This is a genomic window from Kitasatospora sp. NPDC098663, from assembly GCF_044760075.1.
Taxonomy (GTDB): domain Bacteria; phylum Actinomycetota; class Actinomycetes; order Streptomycetales; family Streptomycetaceae; genus Kitasatospora.
Window position 1 is genome coordinate 144533 of record NZ_JBIWAP010000018.1, and the last position, 15890, is coordinate 160422.

The window sequence follows — 15890 nt, forward strand, 5'->3', positions numbered from 1 at the left end:
TCCGGCGAGAAATGTCTGATCGGAACCGCCTGATCGGAACTGTCTGAGGAGCACCGCGTGGAGATCGTCACCGCCGTCGCCTACGCCGAGGTCCACCACGCCTACCTGCGGGACCACCCGGCGGAGCGCACCCACGAGGCGAACAGCAACCGGGACGGCGAGGAGAACGTCGAACGCGCCGGCCGGATCCCCGGCGGCTGGTGGCGCGTCCGGCTCTCGCGCTCGGACGTCCTCGGCGTCGTCCTGCCCTGGCACCTGAGCGAGGGCGGTGCGCGCGAACTCGTGCCCCGCTCCGGCCTGACGGTGGCCGAGGCGGCCGAGCGCATCCGCTCCGACGAGGCCGCCTGGTCGGCCGCGAACCCGGTCTGCGCCGCCAAGCTCCGGCTGCTGCGGTGGGCCCCGTTCACCCCGGTCTACCTGAGCACCGGCGCGGTCGACCACTCCGACTACACGGACCTGCTGGTCCGGGAGGGACTGATCCACATCGACGGCCTGCACCGCATGCTGGCCTGGGAGCTGGCCGGACGCCTGCCCGACCGGCCGGGCCTGGACGCGTTCCTCGCGGGCGACCCCCTGGTCGTGGACCCGCACGCGACCGGGGCGGTCCGCGCCGGGCGGGCGGCCCGGACGGGAGGCGAGCCGGAGTGACCTTCGCGACGCAGCACGTCCGGTCCACACCGTCCACACCGTCCTCGTCGTCCACACCGTGCACGCCGTCCGACCAGGCCGCGTCCGCCGCGTCGTCCGCCCGGTCACTGTCCGGGTTCCTGTTACGGCTCGCCCGGGAGCACCCGGACCGGACCGCCCTGACCGACGGCGACCGCACCCTCGACTACCGCACCCTCGACGCCGCGGCGGGCCGGATCGCGGCCCGGCTGGCCGCGTCCGGCACCGGCCCGGGCGACCGGGTCGCCCTGCTCGGGCCCCGGGACGCCCGGATGCTGGTGCTGCTGCACGGCGTGCTGCGCTCGGGCGCGGCGGCCGTGATGGCCGATCCGGACTGGTCGGCGGCCGACCTCGCCCGGCGGCTGGCGGCCGTCCGGATCGGCCGGGTGCTCAGCACCGAGGCGGCCTTCCCCGGGCCGGAGGGCCATCCGGCCGAGGTGGTGGACGTCGACCGGCTGGCCGGGCCGGAGGGCCTGCCCGGCGCACCGGGCGGCGCGCCCGGTACGGCCGAGGACCTCATGCCCTGCGGGGCCGGTGACCTCCTGCTCTGCGGGGCCGAGGAGCTGATGCCCGGCGCGGCCGAGGACCCCGCGTACCTGTCCTTCACCTCGGGGTCGAGCGGTGAGCCCAAGGCGGTGGCCGTCACCCACGCCAACGCGGTGCACTACGCGCGGGCACTGGCCGACCGGCTGGGCTTCACCGAGGCCGACGCCCCGTGCGTCGCGCACGTCACCACGCTGGCCGCCGACCTCGGCCACACCGCCTGGCTGCTGGCCCTCGCGGCCGGCGGTTCGGTGCACGTGGTGCCGGACGGCGAGGTGCGCGACCCGGAGGCGTTCTGGGCGTCGCTGCGGCGCGCCGGGGTGTCCGTGCTGAAGACCACCCCTTCGCACCTGACCGTCCTGCTGGAAGGCCGGCCCGGCGACACCCCGCCCCTGCATACCGTGCTGCTCGGCGGTGAGGCGCTGCCGCGCCCGTTCGCGGCCGGCCTCCTCGACACCGGCGTCACCGCCCGGCTGGTCAACCACTACGGCCCGACCGAGACGACCGTCGGCGCCACCTGCTTCCTGGCCGCCACCTCCCGCCAGCTGCCGGCCGAGGAGCCGACCGTCCCGATCGGCACCGGGATCGGCGAGGTGCGGCTCGCCCTGCTGGACGGCGACGGGCGGCCGGTGCCCGACGGCGCGGTGGGGGAGCTGCTGATCGGCGGCCGGGGCGTCAGCGCCGGCTACTTCGGCCGGCCCGCCGAGACGGCGCGCGCCTTCGTCCGCCACGACGGTGAACGCATGTACCGCACCGGCGACTTGTGCCGCCGCCGGGCGGACGGGAGCCTGGTCTTCCTCGGCCGGGTGGACCGCCAGGTCAAGATCCGGGGCTACCGGGTCGACCTCGCCGAGATCGAGCGGGCGATGGACGGCTTCCCGGGCGTCGTCCGGTCCGCGGTGCTGGTCCGGGAGACCGCCGTGGGGAACCAACTCCTGGCCGCCGTAAGGCTGTCGGCCGACGGCGCCGGGCTGGCCGGGATCGGCTCCTACCTGCGCGACCGGCTGCCCGGCTACTCGGTGCCGCAGCCGATCCTGACCCTGCCGGAGTTCCCGGTCGGGCCGAACGGCAAGCTCGACCGGGAGCGGCTGGCCGAGCTGGTCGCCGAACTGGTCGAGGCCCGGGCGGAGTCGGGGCCGTCCTCGGGCGGGGACGCGCTGGCCCGGTCGATCGCCGGGTTCTGGGCGGCCGCACTGGGCCTGCCCGGGGTCGGGCCGCACACCGACGTGCTGGACCTCGGCGGGGACTCCATCCTCGCCATGCGCACCGTCGCCTTCCTGCGCCGGTCGGGCCTGCGCGTCCACTACGACGACTTCTACCGGCACCCGACCGCGCACGGCCTGGCCGCAGCCGCCGCAGCCGTTCCGGTTCCGGCCGCCGCTCCGGCCGGGCGGACCGGAAGCGGCGGCCGGGGGAGTCAACTCGCCCCTGCCCAGCGGTGGTTGTACCGCCAGCGGTCCGTCGACGACCTGCGGCACTGGAACCAGTCCGTCCTGCTGCGCTGCCGGACGGCCGTCGACCCGGCCGCGCTCTCGGCCGCCCTCGCGGCCGTCCTGGAACGCCACCCGGCACTGCGGCGGCCCGTCTCGCCGGAGGGCTACGACGCACCCCGGCCGGTGGCCGACCTCGACCCGCTGTCCTTCTCCCGGATCCCGCGCGGGGCGGCCCCGATCGCGGAGACCGTCGCCGGGGTCTGCACCGAACTCCAGCGCAGTCTGGACCCGTTGGCCGGCCGGCTGCTGCGCGCCCACCTGTTCACCGGCCCGCCCGGCACCGACGACCGGCTCGCCCTGATCGCGCACCACCTGGTGGTCGACGGGCTGTCCTGGCGCATCCTGCTGGACGACCTCGCCCACGCCTACCGGGCGGTGCTCGACCAGAAGCCGGCCGACCTGCCGCCGACCCCGGACTTCTACCAGTGGGCCGCTGCCGCGCCGCCGCCCCCGGCGCCGGTGTCGCCTTCTGCGGAGTCCGTTTCTCCGGAGTCCGCTTCTGCGGAGTCCGCGCCGGAATTCGCGCCGGAGTTCTTGCCGGAACCCGTGGTCCGCGCGCAGCCGGCGGCCGTCGGCTGGACGCTCGACGAGGACGGCACCGCCCGGCTGGTCGGCCGCCACGGCGGCGGGACCGGCCTGGAGGCCTTCCTGCTGGCCGCCTTCGCCGACGCCGTGACCGGCTGGAGCGGCCACCCGCGGCTGCCCGTCGAGGTGGAGACCCACGGCCGGGACACCGTCGGCGATCCGGGTGAATTCCTGGACACCGTCGGTTGGTTCACCGCCGTCAAGTGGCTGGTGGTCGAGGCGTCGGCCGGCCCCGAGGGGGCCGCGCGGCGCCTGCGCGAGGCCCCCGTCCAGGCGATGGACGCACCCGGCACCCGCCCCGCCGCCGGGTTCAACTTCCTCGGCACCTTCCGGCTGCCCGACGAGCCCGCACTGGACTGGACCGTCGCGGACGAGCAGGCCGGAGTGGCCCGCTGTACCGGCGGAGACCCGCTGTACGACCTGCGGCTCACCGCCCGCATCGTGGAGAACCGGCTGGTCGCCGACCTGGTGTACGGGTGGCCCGGTCTGCCGCACCCCGCCGCCGAGCGGATCGTCGCCGCGTTCGCCGAGGCGGTGGCCACCGAGGCCGGTGTCGGTGCCGGGATCGCCACCCGTCCCGTCCGGGAGCCGCTGTCGACCTCCGGCCAGCTGCTCCACCCCGGCACCCGGGCACCCGCCGTACCGGCGGCCCGCACCACGGTGCGCGAACCCGCCCGGGTGCTGCTCACCGGTGCCACCGGCTACCTGGGGCGGCACCTGCTCGACGCCTTCGTCCAGCGGGGCGCCCACGTCACCTGTCTGGTCCGGGCCGAGCACGACGCCGGCGCCGTCCGGCGGTTGGGCGCGGGCGCCGACGACGGCCGGATCCGGGTCGTCGCCGGGGACATCGACCGGGAGGGGCTGGGCCTGTCCCCGGCCGGACTGGAGCGGGCCCGGGGCGCGCAGCTCGTCGTGCACGCCGCCGCGGACGTCCGGCTGGTGGCCTCGCCCGACGACCTGGAGCGGACCAACCACACCGCGGTACGGCGGCTGCTCGGCTGGATCGACGAGCACGCCCCGGCGGCCCGCGTCCACCACGTCTCCACGCTCGCCGTCGCGGGCGGCGTGGACGGCCCGCCCCGCCGCTTCAGCGAGGCCGACCTGCGGATCGGCCAGCACTTCCGCACCCCGTACGAGCGGACCAAGTTCGCCGCCGAGCAGACCGTCCGCGCCTGGGCGGCCACCGGGCGGGCCGCCTACCTGTACCGCAGCGGCCACATCGCGGCGCACAGCCGGACCGGCGCCTTCCAGGCCAACATCGGCGACAACCGGATCTACCAGCTGATCCGCGGCTACCTGCTGGCCGGCGCCGCCCCGCGCCGGCCGCGCACCACCTACGCGTTCTCCTACGTCGACACCGTGGCCGCCGGGATCGCCGCGATCGCGCTGGACCCGCACGCCGCGCCCGGCGCCTACCACGTCGAAAGCCCGCACGAGACGCCGCACGACGAGCTCGTCCGCTGGCTCGCCGGCCACGGCCACCCCGTCCGGCTCACCGACGACGAGGCCTTCGCGGCGGCGATCGCCCGGGCCGAACGCGACCACCCGACGGCGGCGGGGCTGGCCGCCGCGTGGTCCCTCCAGGAGGAGCGCAACGTCCTCGTGGACCGCGCGTACACCACCTCCGTGCTGGACCGGCTGGGCGTCCGGTTCGCCGAGCCCACCCCGCAGTGGTGGTCGGCCGCGCTCACCCGGGCCGCCGAGGCCGGCTACCTGCCGCCCGTCGCACCGCCGCACTGACCCCGTCCGCCGCACCGACTCCCGTCCGCAGGACCGACCCCCGTCCGCCGTACCGACCCCCGTCCGCCGTACCGACCCGCCCGGCGCGCCGCCGCCCCGTGAGCCGCGCCCCCACCGACCCGTACCCCCAGACCCATGGAAGGCGGACCTCGTGTCCCAGCTCTCCCCGGTGCTCAAGCAGGCCACCCCCGTCGTCGCCACCCGCGGCGAAGGGCTCCACCTCTTTGACGCCGACGGCCGCCGCTACCTCGACTTCACCTCCGGCGTGGGGGTGACCAGCACCGGCCACTGCCACCCGCGCGTGGTGGAGGCGGTGCGCGAGCAGGCCGGCCGGCTGATCCACGGCCAGTACACCACCGTGCTGCACGACCCCCTGCTCACCCTCACCGAGCGGCTCGGCGAGGTGCTGCCGTCCGGCCTGGACTCGCTGTTCTACGCCACCGCCGGCAGCGAGGCGGTGGAGGCGGCGCTGCGGCTCGCCCGGCACGCCACCGGCCGGCAGAACGTGATCGTCTTCGAGGGCTCCTTCCACGGCCGCACCATGGGCGCGGCCGCGCTCACCACGGCCGGCAGCCGCTTCCGCGCGGGCATCGGCCCGGTGATGCCCGGTGTCGCGGTGGCGCCGTTCCCCGACGCCTTCCGGCTCGGCCTGAGCCTGGGGCTGAGCGAGGCGCAGGCCGTGGAGCACGCCCTGCGCGGACTCGACCAGGTGCTCGCGACCGTCAGCGCCCCCTCCGAGACCGCCGCCATGTTCATCGAGCCGGTGCTCGGCGAGGGCGGCTACGTGCCCGCGCCCGCCGGGTTCCTCGCCGGGCTGCGCGAGCGTGCGGACCGGCACGGCATCCTGCTGGTCGTCGACGAGATCCAGACCGGCTTCGGCCGCACCGGCCGGTTCTGGGCCCACCTGCACCACGACGGCGTGGTGCCCGACGTCCTGATCACCGCCAAGGGCCTGGCCAGCGGCTTCCCGCTGTCCGCGATCGCCGCGCCGACCGACCTGATGCGGCGGGCCTGGCCCGGCTCGCAGGGCGGCACCTACGGCGGCAACCCGGTGGCCTGCGCCGCCGCGCTGGCCACGCTGGACGTCATCCGGGACGAGCAGCTGGTCGACAACGCCGCCGAACAGGGGGCGCGGCTGCTGGACGGCCTGCGGGCGGTCGCCGCCGGAGCGCCGGGCGTCGCCGACGTCCGGGGCCTCGGGCTGATGATCGGCAACGAGTTCTGCCACCCGGACGGCTCCCCGGATCCGGACACCGCCAAGCGTGCCCAGCAGGCGGCGGCCGACCTCGGCCTGCTGCTGCTGATCTGCGGCGTCCACCTGAACGTGGTGAGGATGATTCCGGCGCTGACCGTCACGGCCGGGCAGGTCGACGAGGCGCTGGCGCTCTGGTCCAAGGCGGTGGCGGCGGCCGCCGCCCAGCGGTAGAGAGGAGTGGTTCCGCACATGTACGACGACACGGTGTCCGAAATCGGCTGGAGCAGCGAGGAGTTGGAGGCACGGCGGGAGCAGTGGTCGCTCCCGCTCGACGAGGGTGAGCGACAACTGCTCTGGGCGGACGCGCGGGCCGAGCGGTGGGGCGCGGCCGAGCCGGTCCGGGCGAAGCTGCGCGCGCTCGTCCAGGGCGGCGCCCGCTCCGTCGGCGTCGCCCACGTCACCGGACTGATGGATCCGACCGCCCCGGAGGAGGAGGTCGCGGCCGCCCTGTCCTTCCTGCTGCGGGACTTCGGCGAGATCGTCCCGCAGAACGGGCGCGGCGACTTCACCCAGGTGCTGCGCGACCAGGACGGCGACGGCAACACCGAGCTCGGCTTCCACTGCGACACCTGCGACCTGCTCGTCCTGCTCTGCATCCAACCCGCCTACAACGGTGGAGGGTTGACCAAGCTGGCGAGCGCACGGCACGTCTACGACCTGATCAGGCGGGAGCGGCCGGACGCCCTGGCCACCCTCACCGAGGACTGGACCTTCGACCGGACCGGTCGGGCCGGGCCCCAGGTCGTGGTCTCCCCGATCCTCTACACCCAGAAGGACGGGACCATCGCCTGCTACTACCAGACCCGCACCGTCCGCTCGTCCCCCGACCGTGGAGGCCCGCCGCTGACGGACCGCCAGTGGGACGCGCTCGGCGTGCTCGACGAGGTGCTCTACCGGCCCGAGATCGCCTTCGGCCTCTCGATGGCCGCCGGGGACCTGTTGATCATCCGCAACAGCCGGGTCCTGCACGGGCGTTCGCCCTACGTGGACGAGCCGGCCCCGAACTCCCGGCGGATGCTGCGGATCTGGATGAACACGGAGGACATGTGACCGGGAGCGTACAGGCGCCGCACGGGCGGACGGCCGTCGTCACGGGCGGCGGCAGCGGGCTCGGCCGGGCCGTGTCCCTGGCGCTGCTGGGCGCCGGCTGGTCCGTCGCAATGGCCGGGCGGCGCAAGGACGCCCTCCAGGAGACCATCGCCCTCGCGGACGTCGACCCCGCCCGGGTGCTGGCCGTCCCGACCGACATCCGCCAACCGGACGAGGTCGCCGCCCTGTTCGACGCCGTCCGCGACCGCTTCGGCCGGGTCGACCTGCTGTTCAACAACGCCGGCGCCGCCGCCCCGCGCCGGCCCATCACCGAGACCCCGTTCGAGGACTGGAACCGCGTCCTGGACACCATCGTCACGGGAGGCTTCCTCTGCGCCCGCGAGGCCTTCCGGGTGATGAGCACCCAGTCCCCGCAGGGCGGGCGCATCATCAACAACGGCGCGCCGTCCGCCCACGTCCCGCGCCCCAACTCCATCGCCTACACGGCCGCCAAGCACGCCGTCCTCGGCCTCACCAAGGTGCTCTCCCTGGACGGCCGCGCGCACGGCATCGCGGTCGGCCAGATCGACGTCGGCAACGTCACCCCGGTCGACGGCGGCCCGCAGCCCGCCGCCATGCAGGCGGACGGCACGATGGCGGTCGAGGCGACCATCCCGGTGGAACGCTTCACCGAGGCCGTCCTGCTGATGGCCTCGATGCCGCCGGACACCAACGTCCAGTCCCTGACCGTCCTGCCCACCACCATGCCGTACGTCGGGAGGGGCTGAACCGTGCTGGTCAGCGCACGTTCCTTCGACGAGTACCGGGCGATGTTCGCGCTCACCGACGGCGACCTCGCCCCCGGCCGGCGCATCCTGGACTGCCCGGGCGGCGCGGCCGCCTTCACGGCCGAGGCCGGCCGGCGCGGCATCGACGCGGTGGCCGTCGACCGCGAGTACGCCCACCACCGGGAGGACCTCGGCGTCCTCGTCGAACGGGAGACCCGGCACAAGCGCGACCAGCTGGTCCGGGACGCATCGGACTTCGTCTGGACGTGGTACGGCGACCCCGACCGCCTCACCCGGCAGTGGATCGCCAACGCCCGCGACTTCCAGGCCGACATCGCCGCCCGCCCGGACCGCTACGTCGCCGGCTCACTGCCCGAACTCCCGTTCGCCGACGACTCCTTCGACCTGGTGCTCAGCTCGCACCTGCTCTTCTCGTACGGCAACCGGCTGGACGGGGACTTCCACCTGGCGGCCCTCCTGGAACTCGCCCGGATCGCCCGCCGCGAAGTCCGGCTCTTCCCCGTCATGGTGTACGACACCGGCGTCCGCTACGGGGAGCTGGACGGGCTGCGCCACCACCTGGACGCCCTCGGGATCCCGAGCCGGGTGGAGCGGGTGGACTACGAATTCCAGCCCGGGGACAACGAGTTGCTCGTGCTGTCGTGCGCCGACTACCGGCCGCTGGCGCGGACCGGGGCCGGGGCGCCGGGAGCCGGCGCGTCGGTGCCGAGCGCCGCCGACCCGGTGCGGTGGCGGCACCGGGAGAAGCCCTGACCTGAGGCCTGACGCCTGAGGCCTGACGCCTGAGGCCTGGTCCCGGTCCCGGTCCCGGCCCTGACCGACACCGACTCCGCGTCGGTCAGGGCCGGGACCGGCTGGGTCCGGGCCCAGGTCACCCGCCGGCGCCGTCGCCGCCAAGGTGGGCGGCAATCCTCCGCGCGCACTCCAGCGACTCGGTGCGCGAGGTGTCCACCTCCAGGTCGTAGCGCACGCCCTGGTGGACCAGCTCCGCCTGCGAGGCGGCCATCCCCAGGATCCGGTTCCCCCGGGCGAGCTCCCGGCCGGTGGCCACCGCCGCCTCGCAGCGGACCGCGACCCACAGCACGTCCAGGCCCACGAGCGCCTTCTCCCAGCGGAGTTGGGACTCCGTCCGGCCGAGGAAGACCTCGTCGACGATCACCCGCGCGCCCGCCCCCGCCATGGCCGCGACCCCCGTGATCCATGCCGCCTCCAAGGCCCGGAACGCCGCCCCGACGCTCACCCCGCCATCGGCTGCGAAGCCGATGCCCCCGTCCGTATCGTGCAGGGACGCGGGCATCGCCTCGATCAGGGTGTCGACCCCGACCGTCAGCCAGGGCTCCGGCAGCACCGCCTGCAGACACCGGGCGATCCCGGACTTGCCCGAGCTGGAACCACCGTTCAGCACAATCACCTGAGTCGCCATCCCGACACCGTAGCCACTCCGGCGCCACGTCCCAACCGGATATCGGACGCCCGGCGGGAGCCCGGCCGCCGACGGCTGGGGCACGTCGAGGGAGTGGCATTGGTCACGGTCCGTGTCGACGTGGTGACGGCGCGGTCACTCGTGCGGGGGAAAAGCGATGGTTGCGCTTTGAACAGTCGCGGTGGCTGGCCAGACTGGTCCTTCTCCGACCGGCCGGGTCGGAAGTGGTGAGCGAGGGGGAGCACGGGCATGGGCATGGGCATTTCGCCGTACCGCGGCATGTGTGGCCTCGCCGCCGAGCACCCCGGAGGCCCGGACCTCCTCGCGGGAGTCGCCAGACCGGCGCCGCACGGCGAGGCCGACGCCCTCCGCCGGGACGTCGGGGCGTGGCTGGTGGCGAGCGACGTGCTCGGCGGTGACGTCCAAGGGTTCCTGGCACAGGGCCACCTGGACCTGGTGGCGGAGGCGTGGGGCGACGTCCCCCGGGGTCCGAGGCTGGTCGCGGCGGCGAAGTGGCTGGTGCTCACCTGGATCCTCGACGACCGCTTCGACGACCAGTGGATCGGCGGGCCCGTCACGGCGGCCCGGCGGACCGTCCGGGCACTCACGGACGTCCTGGAGGGCGGTTCGGACGGCGGTTCGGAGGGCGGTTCGGACGGCGTCGAGCCGCCCGGTGACGCACTCGTCGAGGCGTTCGCGGTGCTGTGGCGAGAGACGGTCGAGCTGACGCCACCGCAGTGGAGAGCGCGCTACGCGGCGTACTTCCGCGCGTACCTGGACACCTCGCTCGGCTACCTCGACGAGGCCGCGCTCCACGGCACCCCCTTCCGCGATGCCCCGTTCCACACTCCCGGCCTCCACACTCCCGGCTTCCACACTCCCGGCCTCCACACTCCTGGCTTCCGCGCCCCCGGGGCCGCCGCCCCGGCCGGCGCCGTGCAGACCGTCCCCGAGTACCTGCGCCGCCGGGACCAGGACGGCGCCGTGTCGTGCGCGGCGGGCTGGATCGAGCTGGCTCACGGCCTGGACATCGCCGACGAGGTGTTCCGGCACCCGAGGGTGACGGACCTGCTGATGCGCTTCAACCACGTCGTCTGCTGGGTCAACGACCTCTACTCAGCCGAGGGGGAGTCCGCCGCCGGGAACGGCAAGAACCTGCTGCGCTCGTTCACCGTCCACGAGGGCCTGGCCCCCGAGGAGGCGTCGGCCCGGCTCGGGGCCCTGTGCGAGGCCGAGTCGACGACGCTGGAGTTCCTGGCGGACGGCATCGCCCGCGACCCGTCGTCGCCCGGCGAGGTGCGGGCCTTCGCCCTCGGACTGGTCCGCTTCACCCGCGCGCTCATCCACTGGACGGCGACGGCCGCCCGCTACCGTACGGAGTCACCGCGATGATCCCCCGTCCGCCCGGCGGCCTGCCGCTGCTCGGGCACCTGGTGCCGTTCCTGCGCGACCCGCTGGCGTTCCTGCGTTCCCTCCCCCCGTACGGCGGCCTCGTCCAGATCAGGCTGGGGCCGGTCTCGGCCGTGGTGGTCTGCGACCTGGAACTGACCCGGCACGTCCTGCGCGAGGACCGGGTCTTCGACAAGGGCGGGTTCCTGTTCGAACGGGTCCGCGACTTCGCCGGCAACGGCCTGGTGACCTGCCCCCACGCCGACCACCGCCGCCAGCGCCGCTACGTCCAGCCCGCCTTCCGGGCCGACCGGATCGCGCGGTACACGGAGGTGATGGCCCGGGAGGCCCGACGGCTGGCCGGGTCCTGGAGCGACGGGCAGGAGGTCGACATCACCGCCGAGTTGAGCCTGGCCGCCGGGCGCAGCCTGGTCTCGACCCTGTTCACCCGGCTGCCGTTCACCGGCCTCCAGGAGACCGTCGACGACTTCGTGCTGCTCATCGGCGGCTCCTACCGGCGCATGCTGCTGCCCCACCGGCTCAACCGGATCCCGCTGCCGGCCAACCGCCGCTACGACGCCGCCCGCACCCGGCTGGTGCACCTGGTCGACGAGGTCGTCACCGCCTACCGCGCGGATCCGGAGGACCGGGGCGACCTGGTGTCGACGCTGGTGGCCGCCGACGCGGGCGGGCAGGCGCTCTCCAACGCGGAGGTCACCGACCAGGTGATGACGATCTTCGCCGCCGGCTTCGACACCATCGCCAACTCCACCGTGTGGGCCCTGCACCTGCTCGCCCAGCACCCGGACATCGCCGACCGGGTCCGGGCCGAGGTGGACGCGGCCCACGTGGACGCGGCCGGGGCGAACGCGCTCGGGGCGAACGTGCTCGGGGTGAACGTGCTCGGGGTGAACGTGCTCGGGGTGAACGCGGCCGAGGCGGACCTGGCCGAGGCCGACGCCACCGCGCCGGCCGGCACGTCAGCGAGCGTGGCCGGGTTGGAGCTCACCACCAGGGTCGTCCGCGAGGCCGTCCGGCTGTACTCCCCGGGCTGGCTGCTCACCCGCGTCACCACCACCGAGACCGAACTCGGCGCGCACCGCCTGCCCGAGGGCACCTCGGTCATCTACAGCCCCTACCTGCTCCACCGCCAGCCCGCCCTGTTCCCCGACCCCGACCGCTTCGACCCCGAGCGGTGGGTGGGCGTCCACCCGCAGCGCGGCCCGTTCATCGGCTTCGGCGCGGGACCGCGCCGCTGCGTCGGCGAGCAGTTCGGCATGACCGAGTCCGTCCTGCTGCTCGCCACGATCATGCGGGCCTGGCGGCTGGAGCCCGTCCCCGGCCGGACCGTCCGCGAGGTGCCGCTCGCCACGCTGCGCCCCGGCCCGGTGTGGATGCGCGCGACCCGCCGGGACGGCCTCGTCCGCACCGGGGCCGCCGGGTGAGCACGGCCCTCGTCCTCGGCGGCGGCCTGGCCGGCACGCTGGCGGCCGCCGCCCTGGCGCCGCACGCCCGGAGCGTCACCGTTCTCGAACAGGACGTCCTGCCCGTCCTGCCCGGCCCGCGCCGGGGCCTGCCGCAGGGCGAGTTCAGCCACATCCTGCTCGGCGGCGGCGCGGACGCCGTCGAGGAGGTCCTGCCCGGGACGCTCGACGCCCTGCTCGCCGCCGGCGCCCACTACCGCTCGATCCCCGCCGGCCTGCTGATGCGCCTCGGGCCGGGCTGGCTCCAGGGCTTCGACTCGCCGGCCTACCTGATCGCGTGCAGTCGCCACTTGCTCGACCACGTCGTGCGGCGGCGGCTGCGCGAGCAGGCGAACGTGACGGTCCGCGAACGCACCTCCGTCCTCGGCCTGGTGGGCGGCCCGGGCCGGATCGTCGGGGTCCACATCGAGAACCCGGACGGCTCGCGGGAGACCCTGCGGGCCGACCTGGTCGTGGACGCGACCGGCCGCCGCTCCCGTGCCCCGGAATGGCTGCGCGCGCTGGGCGTCAAGGGCCTGTGCGAGGAGACGGTGGACGCCGGACTCGCCTACGCCGCCCGGGTGTTCGAGACACCGGGCGGGAACGAGGGCTTCCCGGTGGTGAGCATCGTGCCTGTCCCGGGGCGTGGCCGGCCCGGTCGGGGCGCCACCATCATCCCGATCGAGGACGGGCGCTGGATCGTCACGCTCTCCGGCACCCGGGGCGGCGAACCCGCCCGGGGCGAGCGCGAGTTCCACGACTTCCTGAAGGCGCTGGACCACCCGGTCGTCCACGACCTCGCCCGCGCCGCCCGCCCGCTCGGCCCGATCCGAACCTGCCACGGGACGCTGAACCGCCGACGCCGCTACGAGTGCTACGAGGGCGGCCCGCTGGCCGGGTTCGCGGCCACCGGCGACGCGGTGGCGGCGCTGAACCCGGTGTACGGGCACGGCATGACGGTCGCAGCCCAGTGCGCCGCCGCCATCCGCGCCGCCGTCGACAGCGAAGGCCTGCACCCGGGGGTGAGCGCACTGATCCAGCGGCGGATCGCCAGGATCGTCGACACGCCCTGGGACATGGCCAAGGACCAGGACGAGGGCTTCCCGGACGCGCTGTCGAGCCACCCCGCCACCGCCGCCGGGCCCGCCGCCGTGTTCACCCGCTGGTACACCCGCCGGGTGCTGGGCGCGGCCCTCACCGACCCCGCCGTCTCGGCCGCCTACTTCGAGGTGTTCTCCCTCGCCGCCAGACCCGCCCGGCTGGCCAGACCCGCGGTGGCCCTCGGCGCACTACGACCCCGGCGCGCCCACCCGCCGACCGCCGGCCAGGCGATCGCCCGCTTCCCGGGGGTGGCCGCACTGGCCGGGCCGTACTGACGGGCCCGGCCGGCCCGGCCGGTCGGAACCGCCCAACCTCCCGCTCCGGCACTCCAGTTCACGCCGTCGCCGCCGTCGCCGCCGTCGAACGCCCAGGCCCTGTCCCGCCCGGATCGGTCGGACAGGCCTGGGGCGGCCAAGCGGCTCCGCTCACCGAGTCGCCGCGGCCATGGCCTCGCGAACGGTGATCAGGCATGGATCGCAGTAGCGGTCCGGGCCCGCCGACTCCTCGACACCCGCAGCCGGCGCGACGCGCTGGGCGGGTTCGAGGAAGCGTCCGCACAGGGACGTCGACGAGTCGTTCTTCGTCACCACGTGCCACACCACGGCCGGCGGTGACACCGCCGGGTCGTGCTCGGCCCACATCTCGTACACGGTAGCCTCCCGAATCGCTGGGGCCCGGTCACCCCATGCAACCCCCCTCCCCGGCGGTCGGCCACCGGACGGGGCCCGGTGGGATGGCGCGCGGGCGGGTCGGGGCATGTCCGGCCACGCCCGTCGGGGCCGCGCCGCGTTCCTCCGGCCGGGTGGCGGCTGTTCCCTTGTGGTGGTGGCCGGTTGCCCCTGGCGTTTCGGTGCCGCGCCACCAACATGAGTTCCCCTCATGTTCTCGTCAGGAGGCAGTCATGCCGGATCGCTACGACCTGCCGACGGGGTTCCGCCGGGGCGCCGCCACCGCCGCCTACCAGATCGAGGGGGCCGTGACCGAGGACGGTCGCGGGCCGTCCGTCTGGGATGTCTTCGCCGCCCGCCCCGGCGCCGCCCTCGACGGGCGGGACGAGGTGGGGCTCACCAGCCGTGCAGAGCCTCGGTGATCAGGGCGCGGGCGCCTGGCCCGTAGACGGCGGACTCCTGGAGCAGCCGGAACGCCCGGTGGAAGAGGCCGACGCGCTTGGGGTCGGTGATGGTCTCGCACCCGCGGTAGCCCTCCACTTCCACTCGGGTGCCGTCGTGGATGCCGAAGCCGTCGCCGGGGTAGATGTTCAGGCGGGCTCGGGCGGGGATGATTCCGAGTCGCAGACCGGGTGTGTCGAGGGTGGCCAGCAGGTGTTCCAGCTGGGCACGCATCACCTCGGGGCCGCCGATGCCGGTCAGCAGGGCCTGTTCGCCGAGCAGGACGTGGTAGGTGCGGCCGCCCTGTCCGAGGTAGCGGGCGCGGGCGGTGCGTTCGGCCGCACCGGCGCGCGAGTCGTCGGGCAGCTGGTGCAGGTTGGCGACCATGCGCAGGACCTCCCGTGCGTACTCGGGGGTCTGCAGGTTGCCCCAGATCAGGTCGGGGCTGTGCCCGGCGTAGTCGCTGGTGGCCGCGACGAGTTCGTGGAAGGCGCGCTGGATGTGCTCGGTACCGCGGTTCAGCAGGTCGTCCCACGACGGGGTCGGGGCTGATGGCTGCGGCATCTCGGGCGGGGTCGGTGCACTCACTGGCTTCTCCCTGCTGGTCGGAATGTTCGGGTCGGGGGTAGTGAGTAGGCGGTCAGACGCTGGAGGTGGTCGAGGTGGTCGAGGTGGTCGGGGTGGTCGGGGTGGTCTGGTGGGGCAGGCGGCCGCCGAGGTCCTACTGGGCGGACCGACGGGGTCCGGCGGACACCGATCACGTTCCGACGAGCTGGTGCCCGCCGGAGGCGGTGTCGAATCCGTGGGCGGAGAACGCGGGCCCACCTGCGAGGTACGCCTCCACTGCGGCCTTGGACGTCGGGAACATCGGGTTGGGCAGGACGTCGGCGGAGTGGTGCCAGCGCACCTCCAGGTGCTTGTCCGGCTCGACGTTGGCCAGCTCACCCGTGAACTCGCTGGTGGCGAAGACGAAGAGAACGAACCCGCCGCCCCCGTCCCAGCCCTCCTTGGCCTGGATCGTGTGCACCAGGCGCAGGTCGGACGGCCGGGCGATGAGCCCGGCCTCCTCACGCAGCTCCCGGGCAGCAGCATCGGGGATGGCCTCCCCGGGGTCGACCTTCCCACCGGGGATCGTCCACGCGGGCCCCGGTGTCCAACTGCGCTGCGCGTAGTGGACGGTGGCGATCCGGTCGGTGTTCAGGTCGTGGGCGATGACGCCGACCGACAGCCTGCTCGTCTCGTGCAGCAGGTACTCCTCGTCAAGGGGGATGGATGGGCGGAGTCG

General features: G+C 74.8%; 13 protein-coding genes and 1 pseudogene. 10 read left to right on the top strand and 4 right to left on the bottom strand.

What is annotated here, in order from left to right; genetic code table 11:
- The first annotated feature begins 57 nt into the window (after window positions 1–57).
- From ACIQVZ_RS21095 to ACIQVZ_RS21120, 6 genes are all read left to right on the top strand, one after another.
- Window positions 58–648 carry a DUF6309 family protein gene (locus tag ACIQVZ_RS21095; RefSeq protein ID WP_402451956.1) on the top strand — a complete coding sequence of 197 codons (591 nt, stop codon included), beginning with the start codon at window positions 58–60 and terminating at the stop codon, window positions 646–648.
- A complete protein-coding gene (locus ACIQVZ_RS21100; RefSeq protein WP_402451958.1) occupies window positions 645–5027 on the top strand; it encodes an amino acid adenylation domain-containing protein in 4383 nt (1460 codons plus the stop codon). Before ACIQVZ_RS21095 ends, ACIQVZ_RS21100 begins: the two co-directional genes overlap by 4 nt.
- Before the next feature lie 151 nt (window positions 5028–5178).
- Window positions 5179–6453, top strand: coding sequence for an aminotransferase class III-fold pyridoxal phosphate-dependent enzyme (locus ACIQVZ_RS21105; RefSeq protein WP_350883996.1), 1275 nt, complete (start codon window positions 5179–5181; stop codon window positions 6451–6453).
- An 18-nt stretch (window positions 6454–6471) separates the two neighbouring features.
- Window positions 6472–7332 carry a TauD/TfdA family dioxygenase gene (locus ACIQVZ_RS21110; RefSeq protein WP_350883998.1) on the top strand — a complete coding sequence of 287 codons (861 nt, stop codon included), beginning with the start codon at window positions 6472–6474 and terminating at the stop codon, window positions 7330–7332.
- Window positions 7329–8099 carry an SDR family oxidoreductase gene (locus ACIQVZ_RS21115; protein ID WP_402451960.1) on the top strand — a complete coding sequence of 257 codons (771 nt, stop codon included), beginning with the start codon at window positions 7329–7331 and terminating at the stop codon, window positions 8097–8099. Before ACIQVZ_RS21110 ends, ACIQVZ_RS21115 begins: the two co-directional genes overlap by 4 nt.
- A 3-nt stretch (window positions 8100–8102) precedes the next feature.
- Window positions 8103–8873, top strand: a complete 771-nt coding sequence (locus tag ACIQVZ_RS21120; RefSeq protein ID WP_402451963.1) for a class I SAM-dependent methyltransferase — start codon at window positions 8103–8105, stop codon at window positions 8871–8873.
- Between the two features lie 118 nt (window positions 8874–8991).
- Here ACIQVZ_RS21120 and cpt read toward each other — a convergent pair whose 3' ends face one another.
- Window positions 8992–9543: a chloramphenicol phosphotransferase CPT gene (gene cpt, locus ACIQVZ_RS21125; RefSeq protein ID WP_350884004.1), complete on the bottom strand. Its 552-nt coding sequence runs from the start codon at window positions 9541–9543 to the stop codon at window positions 8992–8994.
- A gap of 249 nt (window positions 9544–9792) precedes the next feature.
- Here cpt and ACIQVZ_RS21130 point away from each other — a divergent pair, with 249 nt between their 5' ends.
- From ACIQVZ_RS21130 to ACIQVZ_RS21140, 3 genes are read left to right on the top strand one after another with little or no spacing between them, the layout of a single operon-like run.
- On the top strand, window positions 9793–10935 hold the full coding sequence (locus tag ACIQVZ_RS21130) for a terpene synthase family protein (RefSeq protein WP_402451965.1): 1143 nt from the start codon (window positions 9793–9795) through the stop codon (window positions 10933–10935).
- The gene (locus tag ACIQVZ_RS21135) at window positions 10932–12377 is read left to right on the top strand and encodes a cytochrome P450 (RefSeq protein ID WP_402451967.1); all 1446 of its coding nucleotides are present in this window, start codon (window positions 10932–10934) and stop codon (window positions 12375–12377) included. Before ACIQVZ_RS21130 ends, ACIQVZ_RS21135 begins: the two co-directional genes overlap by 4 nt.
- Window positions 12374–13771 (top strand): FAD-binding protein, encoded by a 1398-nt coding sequence (locus ACIQVZ_RS21140; RefSeq protein WP_350884010.1) that lies wholly within the window; start codon window positions 12374–12376, stop codon window positions 13769–13771. Before ACIQVZ_RS21135 ends, ACIQVZ_RS21140 begins: the two co-directional genes overlap by 4 nt.
- Before the next feature lie 150 nt (window positions 13772–13921).
- Here ACIQVZ_RS21140 and ACIQVZ_RS21145 read toward each other — a convergent pair whose 3' ends face one another.
- A complete protein-coding gene (locus tag ACIQVZ_RS21145) occupies window positions 13922–14146 on the bottom strand; it encodes a hypothetical protein (protein ID WP_350884012.1) in 225 nt (74 codons plus the stop codon).
- Between the two features lie 251 nt (window positions 14147–14397).
- Here ACIQVZ_RS21145 and ACIQVZ_RS21150 point away from each other — a divergent pair.
- Window positions 14398–14544 (top strand): annotated as a pseudogene (locus ACIQVZ_RS21150) (family 1 glycosylhydrolase); the annotation flags it as partial.
- A 16-nt stretch (window positions 14545–14560) separates the two neighbouring features.
- Here ACIQVZ_RS21150 and ACIQVZ_RS21155 read toward each other — a convergent pair.
- Together ACIQVZ_RS21155 and ACIQVZ_RS21160 are read right to left on the bottom strand one after the other, a co-directional pair.
- On the bottom strand, window positions 14561–15193 hold the full coding sequence (locus ACIQVZ_RS21155) for a DUF5753 domain-containing protein (RefSeq protein WP_402451969.1): 633 nt from the start codon (window positions 15191–15193) through the stop codon (window positions 14561–14563).
- A gap of 169 nt (window positions 15194–15362) precedes the next feature.
- Window positions 15363–15875, bottom strand: a complete 513-nt coding sequence (locus ACIQVZ_RS21160; RefSeq protein WP_402452015.1) for an NUDIX domain-containing protein — start codon at window positions 15873–15875, stop codon at window positions 15363–15365.
- Between the last annotated feature and the right edge of the window lie 15 nt (window positions 15876–15890).

Coding starts and splice junctions, on each gene's coding strand:
- ACIQVZ_RS21110 (WP_350883998.1), top strand. CDS start 6,472: ATGTACGACGACACGGTGTCCGAAATCGGCTGGAGCAGCGAGGAGTTG.
- cpt (WP_350884004.1), bottom strand. CDS start 9,543: ATGGCGACTCAGGTGATTGTGCTGAACGGTGGTTCCAGCTCGGGCAAG.
- ACIQVZ_RS21130 (WP_402451965.1), top strand. CDS start 9,793: ATGGGCATGGGCATTTCGCCGTACCGCGGCATGTGTGGCCTCGCCGCC.
- ACIQVZ_RS21135 (WP_402451967.1), top strand. CDS start 10,932: ATGATCCCCCGTCCGCCCGGCGGCCTGCCGCTGCTCGGGCACCTGGTG.